This is a genomic window from Stenotrophomonas sp. YJH_SMC_69, from assembly GCF_059370495.1.
The window spans coordinates 263,097-278,549 of record NZ_JCAFTS010000006.1 but is presented as its reverse complement, the minus strand read 5'-3'; the positions used below and the strand labels follow the sequence as shown (position 1 = coordinate 278,549).

At 67.9% G+C, this 15,453-nt stretch carries 11 protein-coding genes; 8 read left to right on the top strand and 3 right to left on the bottom strand.

Features of this window, described 5'->3' with window-relative positions; translation table 11 throughout:
- Positions 1-29: 29 nt before the first annotated feature.
- Positions 30-2,186 carry a RelA/SpoT family protein gene (locus AC5P8F_RS13100; RefSeq protein WP_053496019.1) on the bottom strand — a complete coding sequence of 719 codons (2,157 nt, stop codon included), beginning with the start codon at positions 2,184-2,186 and terminating at the stop codon, positions 30-32.
- A gap of 130 nt (positions 2,187-2,316) precedes the next feature.
- Here AC5P8F_RS13100 and AC5P8F_RS13095 point away from each other — a divergent pair, with 130 nt between their 5' ends.
- On the top strand, positions 2,317-2,841 hold the full coding sequence (locus tag AC5P8F_RS13095) for a hypothetical protein (protein WP_346601858.1): 525 nt from the start codon (positions 2,317-2,319) through the stop codon (positions 2,839-2,841).
- Between the two features lie 75 nt (positions 2,842-2,916).
- Here AC5P8F_RS13095 and hrpA read toward each other — a convergent pair whose 3' ends face one another.
- The gene (hrpA, locus tag AC5P8F_RS13090; protein ID WP_346601857.1) at positions 2,917-6,999 is read right to left on the bottom strand and encodes an ATP-dependent RNA helicase HrpA; all 4,083 of its coding nucleotides are present in this window, start codon (positions 6,997-6,999) and stop codon (positions 2,917-2,919) included.
- Positions 7,000-7,085: 86 nt separating this feature from the next.
- Here hrpA and AC5P8F_RS13085 point away from each other — a divergent pair, with 86 nt between their 5' ends.
- The 6 genes from AC5P8F_RS13085 (at position 7,086) to AC5P8F_RS13060 (ending at position 14,088) form a co-directional block, all read left to right on the top strand.
- Positions 7,086-7,634, top strand: a complete 549-nt coding sequence (locus AC5P8F_RS13085; RefSeq protein WP_005410730.1) for a Dps family protein — start codon at positions 7,086-7,088, stop codon at positions 7,632-7,634.
- A gap of 572 nt (positions 7,635-8,206) precedes the next feature.
- On the top strand, positions 8,207-10,012 hold the full coding sequence (recQ, locus tag AC5P8F_RS13080) for a DNA helicase RecQ (protein WP_032958973.1): 1,806 nt from the start codon (positions 8,207-8,209) through the stop codon (positions 10,010-10,012).
- Between the two features lie 204 nt (positions 10,013-10,216).
- On the top strand, positions 10,217-10,600 hold the full coding sequence (locus AC5P8F_RS13075) for a CopL family metal-binding regulatory protein (RefSeq protein ID WP_049406146.1): 384 nt from the start codon (positions 10,217-10,219) through the stop codon (positions 10,598-10,600).
- A 75-nt stretch (positions 10,601-10,675) separates the two neighbouring features.
- Complete coding sequence (locus AC5P8F_RS13070; RefSeq protein WP_049440320.1) at positions 10,676-12,487, top strand: copper resistance system multicopper oxidase; 1,812 nt, start codon at positions 10,676-10,678, stop codon at positions 12,485-12,487.
- Positions 12,484-13,494 carry a copper resistance protein B gene (locus tag AC5P8F_RS13065; RefSeq protein ID WP_049440322.1) on the top strand — a complete coding sequence of 337 codons (1,011 nt, stop codon included), beginning with the start codon at positions 12,484-12,486 and terminating at the stop codon, positions 13,492-13,494. The genes AC5P8F_RS13070 and AC5P8F_RS13065 overlap by 4 nt, the downstream gene beginning before the upstream one ends.
- An 81-nt stretch (positions 13,495-13,575) precedes the next feature.
- Positions 13,576-14,088: a GNAT family N-acetyltransferase gene (locus AC5P8F_RS13060; protein WP_134809200.1), complete on the top strand. Its 513-nt coding sequence runs from the start codon at positions 13,576-13,578 to the stop codon at positions 14,086-14,088.
- A 78-nt stretch (positions 14,089-14,166) separates the two neighbouring features.
- Here the strand turns inward: AC5P8F_RS13060 and AC5P8F_RS13055 are convergent, their stop codons facing one another.
- Positions 14,167-14,472, bottom strand: a complete 306-nt coding sequence (locus AC5P8F_RS13055; protein WP_046432080.1) for a TFIIB-type zinc ribbon-containing protein — start codon at positions 14,470-14,472, stop codon at positions 14,167-14,169.
- Positions 14,473-14,621: 149 nt separating this feature from the next.
- Here AC5P8F_RS13055 and AC5P8F_RS13050 point away from each other — a divergent pair, with 149 nt between their 5' ends.
- On the top strand, positions 14,622-15,389 hold the full coding sequence (locus tag AC5P8F_RS13050) for a CPBP family glutamic-type intramembrane protease (RefSeq protein ID WP_049440326.1): 768 nt from the start codon (positions 14,622-14,624) through the stop codon (positions 15,387-15,389).
- Positions 15,390-15,453: the final 64 nt, after the last annotated feature.

Sequence of the window (15,453 nt, the reverse complement as noted above, 5' to 3'; positions counted from 1 at the left end):
CGTGCAGGGTAGCCGGGGCAGCGTGAAGCTCAGCCGAGGCGACGTGCCTCGCTCACGCCCGGCAGCGCATCAAGCTTGCCCAGCAGCGTCGACAACTGCCCGTAGTCGCTGACCTTCAGCCGCAGCCGCAGATGGGCACGGCCACTGTTGCGCACGTTGTCACTGTGGATGTCGAGCACGTAAGCGTCTTCCTGGGCGATCAGGTTGGTGATGTCCTTCAGCAGCCAGCGGCGGTCGACCGCGTCGACCACCACGTCCACTTCGTAGCCGCCACCGGCCTGGCCCCACTCCACCGGCAGGATGCGCTGCGGGCTGGCGGCGGCCAGCCGGGCCAGCGCGGCGCAGTCTGCACGATGCACAGTGACACCACGGCTACGGGTCAGGTAGCCGACGATCGGCTCGCCGGCCACCGGCTGGCAGCAGCGTGCCAGCTGCACCAGCAGGTTGCCCACGCCCTGCACGGTGAACTTGGACTTGCCCAGGTTCTCGCGGCGCGCGGTCGGCCGCGGCAGGGGCGGCGCGGGCGCGGGCTGGCTGGCGGCACGTTCCGCCTCCAGCAACGTCCGGCTGACCTGGTTCGGGCCGGTATCGCCCAGCGCCACCTGGATGTACAGGTCATCGACGCTGTCGGCATGGAACTTCTTGGCCGCGACGGCCAGGTCCGAGTGCTGCAGGCCCAGCCGCTTCAGCTCGCGCTCGAGCAGCTCGCGACCGGCCTGCACGTTGCGCGCGCGGTCCAGCTTGTGGAACCAGCTGCGCACCTTCTCGCGCGAGCGGTTGCTGGCCAGGAAGCCATTGGCCGGCATCAGCCAGTCGCGGCGCGGGTCGGCCTCCTTGCCGGTCAGGATCTCGACGCGGTCGCCACTGCGCAGGCGATAGGTCAGCGGCACGATACGGCCGTTGACCTTGGCGCCGCGGCAGCGGTGCCCGACCATGGTGTGCACCTGGTAGGCGAAATCGAGCGGCGTAGCGCCCTGCGGCAGGTCCAGCACCTCGTCCTTCGGGCTCAGCGCATAGACCCGGTCCTCGGTCAGCTCGGCATCGAGCGCCCCGGCCAGTTCATTGCCCTGCCCGTCCTGCGCCTGCTCCAGCAGCTGGCGCATCCAGGTGATCTTGCGATCGAAGGACTTCTCCGCGCCCTTGCCGCCTTCCTTGTACTTCCAGTGCGCGGCCACGCCCAGCTCGGCCTGCGAGTGCATTTCATGGGTACGGATCTGCACTTCGATGGTGCGCCCTTCCGGGCCGACCACGGCGGTATGCAGCGAGCGATAGTCGTTGGCCTTCGGGCGTGCGATGTAATCATCGAACTCGCTTGGTACCGGCGCCCACAGCGCGTGCACCACGCCCAGCGCGGCGTAGCAGGCGGCGACGTCGTCGACCATCACGCGCACCGCACGGATGTCATACAGCTGGTCGAAGGCCAGCCGCTTCTTCTGCATCTTCCGCCAGATGCTGTAGATGTGCTTCGGGCGGCCGCTGACTTCGGCCTTGATGCCCTGGGCGACCAGCTCGCGCGACAGCACCTTCTTGACGTTCTCGACGTAACGCTCGCGGGCGATGCGGGTTTCGTCCACCTCGCGGGCGATGCGGCGGTAGGTTTCCGGTTCCAGGTGGCGGAACGCCAGGTCCTCCAGCTCCCACTTCAGCTGCCAGATGCCCAGGCGGTTGGCCAGGGGCGCGTGGATGTCGCGGGTCAGCTGGGCCAGCGCGCGGCGTTGCTCGTCGTCCAGCTTGTCGGCCGCGCGCATCCTCGCGAGCTGGCGCGCCAGCAGGATCGGCACCACGCGCAGGTCGCGGATGATCGCCAGCAGCAGCCGGCGCAGGCCCTCGCTGTTGCGTCCGGCCTCACGGCCGGCGTGCAGCGCCCACACCGGGTCGGCCGCATCCTGGCCATCGAGCAGGCCGATCACCGCCGCCTGGTGGCTGCCCAGCGGCAGCTGGTCCAGGCTGGCGCGCAGGCCCGGCAGGTCGAACAGCAATGCTGCCACCACCGCGCCTTCGTCGGCCGAGAGCATCGCCAGCGCATCAAGGGTATCGCCCAGCACCGACCAGGTGGCACGCATCTGGTGGTCGCAATCCGGCGCTTCCCAATGCTCGCGCAGGGCCTGGCGCAGCGGAGCAGGCAGCACCGCTGCCGAGGGACGGTTCAACAAGGCATCCAGGCCAGGGACGGAAGCGCGGTTCACAGCATCGAGCAGGCAAGACAGAGGCCCCTACACTAGCGCCGGCGCCGTTCAGGGACAATCACTGCGGCCACCATCACCCGGCATGAAGACATGCCGCTACACTCGCCAACACATCCAGGAGAGACCCGCCATGCCTTCGATTGCCCTGCGCGTCCGTCCACGGCTGCTGGCCTGTGCCGCCGTGTTGCTGTCCCTGTCCGCGCCTGCGCTGGCCCAGCGCGTGGTGGAGGGCGACCTGCAGCAGCAGATGTCGCCCACCGAGTTCAAGGCCGCCGGCCTGGACAAGCTCAGCGCCGCTGAACTGGCCACGCTCAACCGCTGGCTGCAGGGCAAGGTCGAGGCGGCCACCACCCAGGCCGTCGCCGCAGCGCGCGAAGAAGGCCGCCAGGAAGTGATCAAGAAGAACCGCGGCTTCCTGGACTTCGGCAGCAGCGAACCGATCGAAAGCACCCTGCAGGGCGAATTCCGTGGCTTCGGCCAGGGCCGCCGCTACGTGCTGCAGAACGGCCAGGAGTGGGAGCAGATAGACGCCACGCACTATTCCGGTGGCCGCAAGGAAGCGCCGAACGTCAGCATGCGCCCAGGCCTGATGGGCGCCTGGTACATGAAGGTGGACGGGGTGAACGTGCAACCGAAGGTTCGTCGCACCAAGTAACGCCCGGGCATTCCGGCCGTGCCGGATCCATGCCCGGCGGCCATGGTCGCCCGATGGGGCGACCATGGCGCGCGTTCACGCCTGGCGAAGTGCAGCCACCCGCTGCGCCAGCTTCTTCGCCGAAATGCCGTTGCGTGCCCCCAGCTCCTGCGCGAACAACGACACCCGCAGCTCTTCCAGATCCCAACGCAGCGCCTGCCATTGCGGGCGATCACGCAGGCCCTGCTGCTCGCCCGCTTCCAGCGCCTCCAGGAACGGGTGCAATTCCAGCATGCGCGCCTGGTCACGCGGCGGATCACGCTTGGCACGCTCGGTGCGCAGGATCATCGCCTTCAGGTAGCGCGGGTACTGCGCCAGCGCGTCGGCCGGCGTGTCGCGCAGGAAGCCGGGGTGGATCAGCCCGGCCAGCTGCGCTTCCATGTCGTCCAGGTTGCCACGCGCCCAGCCCATCAACGGCGCCTCCAGCAACGGCTTCAGTTCCGCCACCAGCGCCAGGATGGACTCGGCCAGTTTCAGCCGCGACATCGCCTCGCCGAACAGGGCCTTGGCCGCATGCTCGCGGCGTTGCTCGAAGACTGCCGCATCGCGGATGTCTTCCAGGCCTTCGGCCAGCACCGCGTTCATCGCCGCATCCACCAGGTCTCCACGCAGGCGTTCCTGCGATTCGATCGCGGCATACAGCAGGCCGGTCTTGGCACCCACCGGCAGCTGCTTGCGCGCCTGCTTGACCTTCTCGGCCAGGGCAATCTCCAGCAGCCGGCGCACACCCAGCGGGTGGGCCTCCTGCGCCTGCTGGCGATCGGCGAAGATGCGCAGCGCCACGCTGTCGCCCTCGTCCAGCAGCGCCGGATAGGCCGGAACGCCGGCTTCACCGGGCACCTGCAGCGGAATCGGCGCGGCCGGGAACGTGCGCAGGCCATCGGCCGCCATCTCGCGCCCCGCCCGTGCAGCGAAGGCATCGCCGGCACGGCCGCCGAATTTCGCGCGCAACGCATCCAGATCCCGCGAGGTCGCCAGCACCTTGCCGTGCTCGTCGCGCAGGCGCAGGTTCATGTGCAGGTGCGGTTCGATCGAAGCGGGTTCGAAATCGAGCGCCGTCACCGTCGCGCCGGTGGCACGTGACAAAAAGCGCGCCAGTTCGCCAGTGATGGCATCGGCGCTGGGCTGCGGGAATGCCTCGAAGAACGCACGACCGAAGTCCGGCGCCGGCACGTAGTTGCGGCGCATCGCCTTGGGCAGGCTGCGGATGAGTGCCGAAGCCTTGTCGGCGACGAAGCCAGGCGCCAGCCAGCCCAGCTGCACCGGGTCCAGCGCGTTGAGCAGGTGCAGCGGCACGTCCAGGGTCACGCCGTCATCATCGGCACCCGGCTCGAAGCGGTAGTGCAGTGGCAGGCGCGCCTGGCCCAGTGGCAGGTACTTCGGGTAGCGCTCCTGTTCGCTGCCCTCACCCGGCAACAGGTCGACCAGTGACCAGTGCAGGGTCTTGCGCTGTTCCGGCGCCAGCCCCTTCCACCAGGTATCCAGCCCTGCGGCCGAATGGATCTGCGGCGGCACCCGGTCCAGGTACCAGCGCGCCTGCCAGTCCTCGTCGGCCACGATGCCGGCGCGGCGCAGCTTCGCTTCCTCCTCGCGGGCGACCTCCAGCACTTTCTGGTTGTCGGCCACGAAGCTGGCGCGGGTGTTGATCTCGCCGGTCACCAGCGCCTGGCGCACGAAGATGTCGTGCGCCTCGCCCGGTGCGATGCGGCCGTAGTGCACCGGCTTCTTCGGTGCCAGCACCAGGCCGAACAGGCTGATCTGCTCGGAGGCCAGCACCTGGCCCTGCGCGCGCGACCAGTGCGGGTCGAAGTGCTTGCGCAGCAGCAGGTGCGGCAGTTCGGCGATGACCCAGTCCGGCTCGATCGCGGCCAGGGTCATGCCCCAGACCTTCTGCGTGTCCAGCAGGTTGGCCACCAGCAACCACGGCGGCGGGCGCTTGGACAGCGCCGAACCGGGGAACGGCAGGAAACGGCGCTGCCGTGGCGCCTGGAAATCGCCCTTCTCGGTGCGGTGCCCGATCTGCGTCGGCAGGCCCGCCACCAACGCCCGGTGCAGGGTCTGGTAGGCAGCCGCGCGCACGCGTTCGCTGAAGCCGCCGCCCGCCGGTGCCTGCTCCTTCTGTGCACGTACGGCCACCGGCGTCGGCGCCGCTTCGGCCTTGCCTTCGCGGGCCAGGCGTGCAGCGCGGTGCAGCTGGCCACGGGTGGCCTTCACTGCGGCGGCATCATCACGCGCTGCCGCCGGCGCACTGCTGCCGGCCAGCAACGGCGCCATCGACGCCTCGTTGGCCTCTTCCTTCCAGCCCAGTTCCTCGCACAGCAGCCGCAGCTGGCGGTGCAGCTCGCGCCACTCGCGCATGCGCAGGAAGCCGAGGAAATGACGGCCGCACCAGTCGCGCAGCTTGGACTGGGTCAGGTCTTCATGGGCCTGCCGGTAGGCATCCCACAGGCGCAGCACGCCAACGAACTCGGAACGACCATCGGCGAACTGCGCATGCGCGCTGTCGGCGGCACCGCGTGCTTCGGGCGGACGTTCGCGCGGGTCCTGGATGCCCAGGAACGAGGCGATCACCAGCATCGGCCGCAGGCAGCCGGCGGCCTGCGCGGCGACCAGCATGCGCGCCAGCTTCACGTCCACCGGCAGGCGTGCCATCTGCTTGCCGATGGTGGTCATGCGCCGCTCGGCGTCGATCGCACCCAGTTCGGTCAGCTGCTGCCAGCCATCGGCCACCGCACGCTCGTCCGGCGCTTCCAGGAACGGAAACTCCTCGATGCGGCCCAGGCCCAGCTGCAGCATGCGCAGGATCACCCCGGCCAGGCTGGAGCGGCGGATTTCCGGATCGGTGAACTCCGGCCGCGCCTGGAAATCGGCTTCGGCGTACAGGCGGTAACAGATGCCCTCGGCGATGCGGCCGCAGCGGCCCTTGCGCTGGTTGGCGCTGGCCTGCGAGATCGGCTCGATGTGCAGGCGGTCCAGCTTGTTGCGCGGACTGTAGCGCTTGACGCGGGCAAAGCCCGGATCGACCACGTAGCGGATGCGCGGCACCGTCAGCGAGGTCTCCGCGACGTTGGTGGCCAGCACGATGCGCCGGTTCGGCCCGGGATTGAACACCCGGTCCTGGTCTTGGTTGGACAGCCGCGCATAGAGCGGCAGCACCTCGGTGTTGCGGTACTTGCGGCGCTCCAGCGACTGGTGCGCATCGCGGATCTCGCGTTCGCCCGGCAGGAAGATCAGCACGTCGCCGCGCGCATCCAGGCGGGTGATCTCGTCGATGGCCGACACGATGGCGTCGTTGACGGTGCGTTCGCCCTGGTCTTCGCCCTCGCCTTCCAGCGCGCGATAGCGCACTTCCACCGGGTAGGTGCGGCCTTCGACGCTGATCACCGGCGCATTGTCGAAATGCTGGGCGAAGCGTTCGGTATCGATGGTGGCCGAGGTGACGATCAGTTTCAGGTCCGGGCGCTTGCGCAGCAGCTGCTTCAGGTAGCCCAGCAGGAAATCGATGTTGAGGCTGCGTTCGTGCGCCTCGTCGACGATGATCGTGTCGTAGTTCGACAACCAGCGGTCACTGGCGATCTCCGCCAGCAGGATGCCGTCGGTCATGAACTTGATGCGGCTGTCGTCGCTGACCTTGTCGTTGAAGCGCACCTGGTAGCCGACCAGCTGGCCCAGTTCGCTCTGCAGTTCCTGCGCCACGCGGCTTGCCACCGCACGTGCGGCAATCCGTCGCGGCTGGGTGCAGCCGATCATGCCGGCCTGGCCACGGCCTGCGGCCAGGCACAGTTTCGGCAGCTGGGTGGTCTTGCCCGAGCCGGTTTCACCAGCGATCACCACCACCTGATGGTCGCGGATCAGCCCGATGATGGCGTCGGCTTCACGCGCAATCGGCAGCTGCGGGTCCAGAGTAATGGACGGCTGCTGCTGCGCCCGGACCTGCCGGCGCTGCACCGACGCCTGCAAGGCCTGCTCGAAGGTAGCGGCCAACGCCGCATCCTGTGGCTTGGCCTGGCAACGCGAGAGCATCCCCAGCAAACGGCCCCGGTCGCGGCTCATGGCGCCGTCGATGGCGGCGCGCTGTTGGCGCAGGCGGGACGATGGATTTTTATCGATAGAGTTCATCAATCGGTTCGTTCAAAACTTTGATAGCGACCAGTCATCACGACCGGTTTATTGTGAAGGCCAACGATTCCACAAGGAGGAACCCCATGGCGAAGACCAAGAGCACGACCAAGGCCAAGACCGGCAAGCAGAAGCTTGCAGCGGCGGCACCGTCGGCGCCGAACATCGATATCGGGATCACCCAGGGCGACCGCAAGAAGATCGCCGACGGTCTGTCGCGCTTCCAGGCCGATGCGTTCACGCTCTACCTGAAGACGCACAACTTCCACTGGAACGTGACCGGGTCGATGTTCAACTCGCTGCACACCATGTTCGAGACGCAGTACACCGAGCAGTGGGCGGCACTGGACGACGTGGCCGAGCGCATCCGCGCGCTGGGCTTCAATGCCCCGGGCTCCTACCGGGAATTCGCTGCGCTGACCTCGATCGCCGAGGAACCGGGCCTGACCGACAGCGCGGACTGGCGTGAAATGGTACGCCAGTTGGTGGTCGCCAACGAAGCAGTCTGCCGTACGGCACGTGAAGTGCTGGAGGTGGCGGCCAAGGGAGACGACGCCCCGACCGAGGATCTGATGACCCAGCGGCTGCAGACCCACGAGAAGTACGCCTGGATGCTGCGCTCGCTGCTGCAGTAAGAGTTGGGGGGCCCGGCAGGGCTGCGCCCTGCACCCGCAGAGGCCTTAAAGCCAAGGCCAGAGCCAGAGCAAAAGCTGGCCTCCTGTGGGTAGGCGGGATGGGTCCGGTGGCAGGGGACGCCGTGAACCCGTCCTTGGGGGCTTGGCCGCGGCATCCATGCCGCGGACACCCCTGCCACCGGACCCACCCCGCCTTCGGCAGTTCTCCGCGATCTGCCGGCAAAGCCATTGGGGTCAGATCCGTTTTCCCCAGGAAAACGGATCTGACCCCATTTTGTTTGTCGAGTTCTGACAGTTTTCATCCACGCATGGCGTGGATTGATCTGGCCCCCCGTCACCGGGAAACTGTCGGGGGTGGGGCGGTGTGGGCTTGCAGAACCGTTGGCGCCATGGATGGCGCCATCGAGCCCCCAAGGACGGGTTTACGGCGTGTCCTGCAAGCCCACACCGCCCCGCCCAATAAGCAGACAGCCCAGAGCCGGCTGTTGCCTTTGACGTTGCACTGGCTTGCAGCAGGTGCAGGGCGCAGCCCTGCCGAACCCCTACCCCTCCCTCCGGGGTAAACTAACCGGATGGCTTCCCGTCCCGCGCACGACCTGCTCCAACGCGTCTTTGGTTACGACGATTTCCGTGGTCCGCAGCAGGACATCGTGGAGCATGTGGCTGCCGGTCACGATGCCCTGGTGCTGATGCCCACCGGCGGCGGCAAATCGCTGTGCTACCAGGTCCCGGCCCTGCTGCGTGACGGTTGCGGCATCGTCATCTCGCCGCTGATCGCGCTGATGCAGGACCAGGTCGAAGCCCTGCGCCAGCTCGGCGTGCGCGCCGAGTACCTGAATTCCACCCTGGATGCCGAGACTGCCGGCCGCGTCGAGCGCGAACTGCTCGCCGGTGAGCTGGACATGCTCTATGTCGCTCCCGAGCGGCTGCTGACCGGTCGCTTCCTGTCGCTGCTGTCGCGCAGCCAGATCGCCCTGTTCGCCATCGACGAAGCACACTGCGTGTCGCAGTGGGGCCACGACTTCCGCCCGGAATACCGCCAGCTGACCGTGCTGCACGAGCGCTGGCCGCAGATCCCGAGGATCGCGCTGACCGCCACCGCCGATCCGCCAACCCAGCGCGAGATCGCCGAGCGCCTGGATCTGCAGGAAGCACGCCACTTCGTCAGCTCCTTCGACCGCCCCAACATCCGCTACACCGTGGTGCAGAAGGACAACGCCCGCAAGCAGCTGACCGACTTCCTGCGCAGCCACCGTGGCGAGGCCGGCATCGTCTACTGCATGTCGCGGCGCAAGGTCGAGGAGACCGCTGAATTCCTCTGCGGCCAGGGCTTCAACGCCCTGCCCTACCACGCCGGCCTGCCGCCGGACGTGCGCGCGAACAACCAGCGCCGCTTCCTGCGCGAGGACGGCATCGTGATGTGCGCCACCATCGCCTTCGGCATGGGCATCGACAAGCCGGACGTGCGCTTTGTCGCGCATACCGACCTGCCCAAGTCGATGGAAGGCTACTACCAGGAAACCGGCCGCGCCGGTCGCGATGGCGAGGCCGCCGAGGCCTGGCTGTGCTACGGCCTGGGCGACGTGGTGCTGCTCAAGCAGATGATCGAGCAGTCCGAGGCCGGCGAAGAGCGCAAGCAGCTGGAGCGGGCCAAGCTCGACCATCTGCTGGGCTACTGCGAATCCATGCAGTGCCGCCGCCAGGTGCTGCTGGCCGGTTTCGGTGAGACCTACCCCCAGCCCTGCGGCAACTGCGACAACTGCCTGACACCGCCGGCCTCGTGGGACGCGACCATTCCGGCACAGAAGGCGCTGAGCTGCGTCTACCGCAGCGGCCAGCGCTTCGGCGTCGGCCACCTGATCGACATCCTGCGTGGCAGCGAGAACGAGAAGGTGAAGCAGCAGGGCCACGACAAGCTCAGCACCTATGCGATCGGTCGCGATCTGGATGCGCGCACCTGGCGCAGCGTGTTCCGCCAACTGGTCGCCGCCAGCCTGCTGGAAGTGGACAGCGAGGGCCACGGCGGCCTGCGCCTGACCGACGCCAGCCGCGACGTACTGACCGGCCGCCGCCAGATCAGCATGCGCCGCGACCCGGCCAGCAGCACCAGCGGGCGCGAGCGCAGTGCGCAGCGTACCGGGCTGTCGGTACTGCCGCAGGATCTGGCGCTGTTCAACGCCCTGCGCGGCCTGCGTGCCGAACTGGCCCGCGAACAGAACGTGCCGGCGTTCGTGATCTTCCACGACAGCACCCTGCGCAACATCGCCGAACAGCGCCCGACCAGCCTGGATGCACTGGCACGGGTCGGCGGCATCGGCGGCACCAAGCTGAGCCGTTACGGCCCGCGCCTGGTCGAGATCGTGCGCGAAGAGGGCTGACGGTATCGCGTTGCCGCGCTGCGCGGCCGCCGGGCATGGTCCCAACGGCACGCGGGCGCCCCGGTCGAGCCGAGCCCACGCTCGGCTGCCCCTGCGCGAACAGCAGCCGAGCGCGGGCCCGGCTCCACCTTGGTGCAGCTCCAACCTTGAACCGGCCATTCAGCCGGAAGTGCATCCGCGCCCGCTTGCGGCTAGATTAGCGCCATGTCCCTGGCCTCGACCCTGCTTCGTGTCGTGCTCATGCTCAGCCTGTTGCTCAACGGGCTGAACGCGGCCATGGCCAGCGGTCATGAAGAAATGGGGCGGATGGCACACGCCGTCGCGGCAGCCGCAGCTGGCGGTGACGCCGACTGCCACCACCACGCCGGCATGCAGGCCGACCCGGCCCCGCAGGCCAAGGCCTCCGCCCACGACGCCCACTGCCAGATCAAGGACTGCGTGCGCAGCTGTGCCCAGCACCCGTTGCTGGTGGTGCAGCCGTTGCCGTTCATGGCCGGCCCGGCGCTGTCGCTGGCCCCGCAGCCGATGCCGGCCACCGGCCGTCCGGCGCCGCCGCTGCCGCCGATCTCACGCCCTCCCATCGGCTGATTCCACATGCACCGTGCGCCCTGCGCACCGTAGCCGGCCACCTGCCGGCGTCTTTACGTGTCTGGAGTCACCACCATGAATACCCGCATTCCCCCCGGTCCGGGCGCCGTGCCCATGCCGTCGCGCCGCCTGTTCGTGCAGGGCCTGGCCGCCGGCGGCGTGGTTGCCGGCATCGCCGCCGTCGGCGTACCACAGCGCGCGCTCGCCGCCGCCACGGCCACCCCGCGCCTGGCCGGCGCCCCAGCCGTGCTCAGCGACACCCGCATCGAACTGGCCATCGGCGAATCACTGGCCAACTTCACCGGCCGCACCCGCCCGGCGATCACCGTCAATGGATCGCTGCCGGCGCCGATCCTGCGCTGGCGCGAAGGCCAGACCGTGGACCTGTTCGTCCGCAACACGCTGGAACGCCACCCGACCTCGATCCACTGGCACGGCATCCTGCTGTCGGCCAACATGGACGGCGTGCCCGGCCTGAGCTTCAACGGCATCGGCCCCGGCGAGACCTACCACTACCACTTCCAGCTGAAGCAGTCGGGTACCTACTGGTACCACAGCCACTCGATGTTCCAGGAGCAGGCCGGCCTGTACGGCGCGCTGATCATCGATCCGGCCGAACCGGCGCCGTACCGGCACGACCGCGAGCACGTGATCATGCTGTCCGACTGGACCGACATGGATCCGGGTGCGCTGTTCCGGCGCATGAAGAAGCTCGCCGAGCATGACAACTACTACAAGCGCACCCTGCCCGACTTCCTGCGTGACGTGAAGCGCGGGGGCTGGTCAGCCGCGCTGTCCGACCGTGGCATGTGGGGGCGGATGCGGATGACGCCGACCGACATCTCCGACATCAACGCCCACACCTACACCTACCTGATGAACGGCACCGCCCCGGCCGGCAACTGGACCGGGCTGTTCCGCAGCGGCGAGAAGGTGCTGCTGCGTTTCATCAATGGCGCCTCGATGACCTACTTCGACGTGCGCATCCCCGGTTTGAAGATGACCGTGGTCGCCGCTGATGGCCAGTACATCCACCCGGTCAGCATCGATGAATTCCGCATCGCGCCGGCCGAGACCTACGATGTGCTGGTGGAACCGAGCGGCCAGGATGCCTACACGATCTTCTGCCAGGACATGGGCCGCACCGGCCACGCTGCCGGCACGCTGGCGGTGCGCCATGGCCTGCAGGCGCCGATTCCCGAGCGCGACCCGCGCCCGTTGCTGACGATGAGCGACATGGGCCACGACATGGGCAGTGGTGGCCACGGCGGCCACGACATGACCGCGATGAAGGGCATGGAAGGCGGCTGCGGCGCCAGCATGGGCCACGGTGCGCATGGCGGCGGTGATGCCGCCAGCAAGGCGCCAAAGCACCCGCCCAGCGAGCGCAACAACCCGCTGGTGGACATGCAGAGCTCGGCGACCGAACCGAAGCTGGACGACCCCGGCATCGGCCTGCGCGACAACGGCCGCCAGGTGCTGACCTATGGCGCGATGCGCAGCCTGTTCGAGGACCCCGATGGCCGCGAGCCCAGCCGTGAGATCGAACTGCACCTGACCGGGCACATGGAGAAATTCTCCTGGTCGTTCGATGGCATTCCGTTCGCCAGCGCCGAACCGCTGCGGCTGAACTACGGCGAGCGCATGCGCATCGTGCTGGTCAACGACACCATGATGCAGCACCCGATCCACCTGCATGGCGTGTGGAGCGATCTGGAGAACGCGCAGGAGGAATTCCAGGTGCGCAAGCACACCATCGACATGCCGCCCGGCACCCGCCGCAGCTACCGCGTGCGCGCCGATGCGCTCGGCCGCTGGGCCTACCACTGCCATCTGCTGTACCACATGGAAGCGGGCATGATGCGCGAAGTGAGGATCGAAGAATGAGCCGCTCACTGCTTTCCCCCAGCCTGCTGGCCCTGGGCCTGGTCGCCGCATTGCCGGTGTTCGCGCAGTCGCACGCCGGGCATGACATGGCCGCGATGGATCCGCCCGCAAAGACCGCCAACGCGCCGGTCGAACAGGCCGATCATTCGAAGATGGATCATTCGAAGATGGATTCGGGCACCACAGATCATGCCGGCATGGATCACTCGAAGATGGACCATGGCGCGATGCAACCGGCGGCGATGGACCATTCGCAGATGGACCACGGGGCAATGGGCCATGCCACGCACGCGCCCACCGAACCGCGCGACCCCATCCCGGTGCCGTCCGATGCCGATCGTGCCGCTGCATTCCCACCGATCGCGCACGGCGCGATGGAGCATGCGCCGGAGATCAACAGCCTGCTGCTGATCGACCGCCTCGAACATTGGGACGGCAAGAGCAGCAACGGCCAGGCCTGGGAGGCCACCGGCTGGATCGGTGGCAACATCAACCGCCTGTGGCTGCGCACCGATGGCGAACGCAGCCGCGGCCGCACCGAGTCATCGTCGCTGGAAGCACTGTATGGGCGCAGCGTGTCGCCGTGGTGGGACGTGCTGGTCGGCGTGCGCCAGGACTTCCGGCCGGCCGACTCGCGCACGTGGGCGGCCATCGGCATCCAGGGGCTGGCACCGTACAAGTTCGAGAGCTCGGCCACGCTGTATATGGGTTCCGGCGGCCAGGTGCTGGCCAAGGCCGAGGTCGAGTACGACGTGCTGCTGACCAACCGCCTGATCCTGCAGCCGCTGCTGGAAGCCACCGTCGCTGCCAGGGATGAACCGGAGTACGGCATTGGTCGCGGACTGAACAAGGTCGAAGCCGGGCTGCGCCTGCGCTATGAGTTCAGCCGCCGCTTTGCGCCATACATCGGCATCAGCCACGAGCGCACGTTTGGCGACACCGCCGACTACGCCGGCGACCACGCGCGCGACACACGCTGGGTGGCCGGCGTGCGCATGTGGTTCTGAGCAGCGGCTCGTGCGCAATGGCCAGCCCCGGCAGCCGCCGGGGCCGGCTACACTGCGCCACGTTCCAGTGCAGGCACCGCCATGTCGTTGCAGATCCGCCGCGCCACCCTTGCCGATGTCGACGCCCTGTCGGCGATCGCCATCACCACCTACACCGAAACCTGGGGCGACTCGTACCCCGCGCAGGAGCTGCATGATTTCCTGCAGGCGCACTACAGCAGGGAACCGCAGCGCACTGAACTGTCCGACCCACGCAGTGCCATCTGGCTGCTGATGGACGGCGACGCCGTGGTCGGCTACCTGGCCGCCGGTGCCAACACCCTGCCGCATGCCGATGCACGCGAGGGCGACATCGAACTGAAGCGGTTCTACATCCTGGCCGCACACCAGAACGGCGGCCATGGTGCACGCCTGATGGACGCGTTCATGGCCTGGCTGGACCAGCCGCGGCGCCGCACCCTGTGGGTGGGCGTATGGGAAGAAAACTTCGGCGCGCAGCGCTTCTACGCGCGCTATGGCTGCAGCAAGGTCGGCGAGTACGACTTCATCGTCGGTGATACCCACGACCGCGAGTTCATCCTGCGGCGGCCATGATCATGCAGCCCATGTAGCGTCGAGCCATGCTTGGCCAGGGTCTGCAATATCCAGTCGAGCATGGCTCGACGCTACAAACTAGAAATCGAACAGTTCCGACAGGAAGCTGTCCTTCTTCTTTTTCTTGTAGCCCTGGCCCCGGTTGTCCTCGTAGCGCTGGCCGAGGTGGCGGGTATCACGGTGCATCACCGGTGGCGGCGACGCCGGCTGAGCCAGCACGGGCGCTGGCGGCGGTACGGCCGCACCGGCGCCTGCGCGCTCGATGATCTTGTCCAGCTCACCACGATCCAGCCACACGCCGCGGCAACTTGGGCAGTAATCGATCTCGATGCCGTGGCGTTCGGCCATCTGCAGCGTCTGGGTCTTGCACACGGGGCACAGCATCGGTATTGCTCCTGTCGGTCTGGTTTCGACTGTACCTGCACCGCGATGACTGTGCGGCAACGCGTGACCGATGGCACAGGGACTTCCGGCGCGTGCCCACATGCGTACCGCGCGGCACACTGCGCCCTTGTCCCGCAGGGAATGCGTACATGACCGTGTTGTCCCGCCTGCCCACCACCGCGCGCCTGTTGCTGGTGCTGCTGGGTGTCGGCCTTGGCCTGAACCTGCGGGATATCGCCGCGGCCATCGGCACACCGGTTCCCGCACTGCCCATCCCCTATGGCGGCAGCCTGTTGGACAACGCTCTGGCGGTGCTGGTGGCACTGCTGCTGGCCGCGCTGCTGCGGCCCCGTGACATGGGCCTGATGGCCAGCTTGGGACTGCGCGGAAACGGCTGGGGCGGCCCGTTGTGGGTGCTGCTGGCCAGCCTGCCCTGCTGGCTGGGACTGGCGCTGCTCGGAACTCCGAACACGGCGCTGACTGCGCTGGATGCCACGATGCTGGCCGCGCTGTTCCCGCTGGCCGAGGAAGTGCTGTTCCGTGGCCTCGGCTTCGTGCTGCTGGTGAAGATCGTGCGCGGTCCGTGGCCGTTGCTCGCGCTGCCGCAGGCACTGCTGTTCGGCATGGTGCACTGGCTCGGCTTCGGCGGGTTCGACGGCGGCGGCATCGCACTGTTCATTGGCGCGGTGATCGCGCTGGGCGGCTTCATCTTCGCCTGGCTCGACCACCTCGACGGCGACACCCTGTGGTGCGGCCTGGTCCTGCATGTTTCGATGAACCTTGCCTGGAATGTGTTCAGCCTCGATGACGCCATCGCATTGGGTTGGCAGGCCACCTGCCTGCGCATCGGCACCGCCCTGCTCGCGGTGGCGGTGCTGGCCTGGCACGTGCGGTTCAGGCGCCAGAGAGGGCTGTAACGCCCGCTTAGCTTGCCGTGCACGTCGGGATCACTACCGGCTTGCGCATACTTGCGCGCCTTTT

Coding starts and splice junctions, on each gene's coding strand:
- AC5P8F_RS13050 (WP_049440326.1), top strand. CDS start 14,622: ATGACCGTGTTGTCCCGCCTGCCCACCACCGCGCGCCTGTTGCTGGTG.
- AC5P8F_RS13070 (WP_049440320.1), top strand. CDS start 10,676: ATGAATACCCGCATTCCCCCCGGTCCGGGCGCCGTGCCCATGCCGTCG.
- AC5P8F_RS13055 (WP_046432080.1), bottom strand. CDS start 14,472: ATGCTGTGCCCCGTGTGCAAGACCCAGACGCTGCAGATGGCCGAACGC.
- AC5P8F_RS13060 (WP_134809200.1), top strand. CDS start 13,576: ATGTCGTTGCAGATCCGCCGCGCCACCCTTGCCGATGTCGACGCCCTG.
- recQ (WP_032958973.1), top strand. CDS start 8,207: ATGGCTTCCCGTCCCGCGCACGACCTGCTCCAACGCGTCTTTGGTTAC.
- AC5P8F_RS13085 (WP_005410730.1), top strand. CDS start 7,086: ATGGCGAAGACCAAGAGCACGACCAAGGCCAAGACCGGCAAGCAGAAG.
- hrpA (WP_346601857.1), bottom strand. CDS start 6,999: ATGAACTCTATCGATAAAAATCCATCGTCCCGCCTGCGCCAACAGCGC.
- AC5P8F_RS13075 (WP_049406146.1), top strand. CDS start 10,217: ATGTCCCTGGCCTCGACCCTGCTTCGTGTCGTGCTCATGCTCAGCCTG.
- AC5P8F_RS13095 (WP_346601858.1), top strand. CDS start 2,317: ATGCCTTCGATTGCCCTGCGCGTCCGTCCACGGCTGCTGGCCTGTGCC.
- AC5P8F_RS13065 (WP_049440322.1), top strand. CDS start 12,484: ATGAGCCGCTCACTGCTTTCCCCCAGCCTGCTGGCCCTGGGCCTGGTC.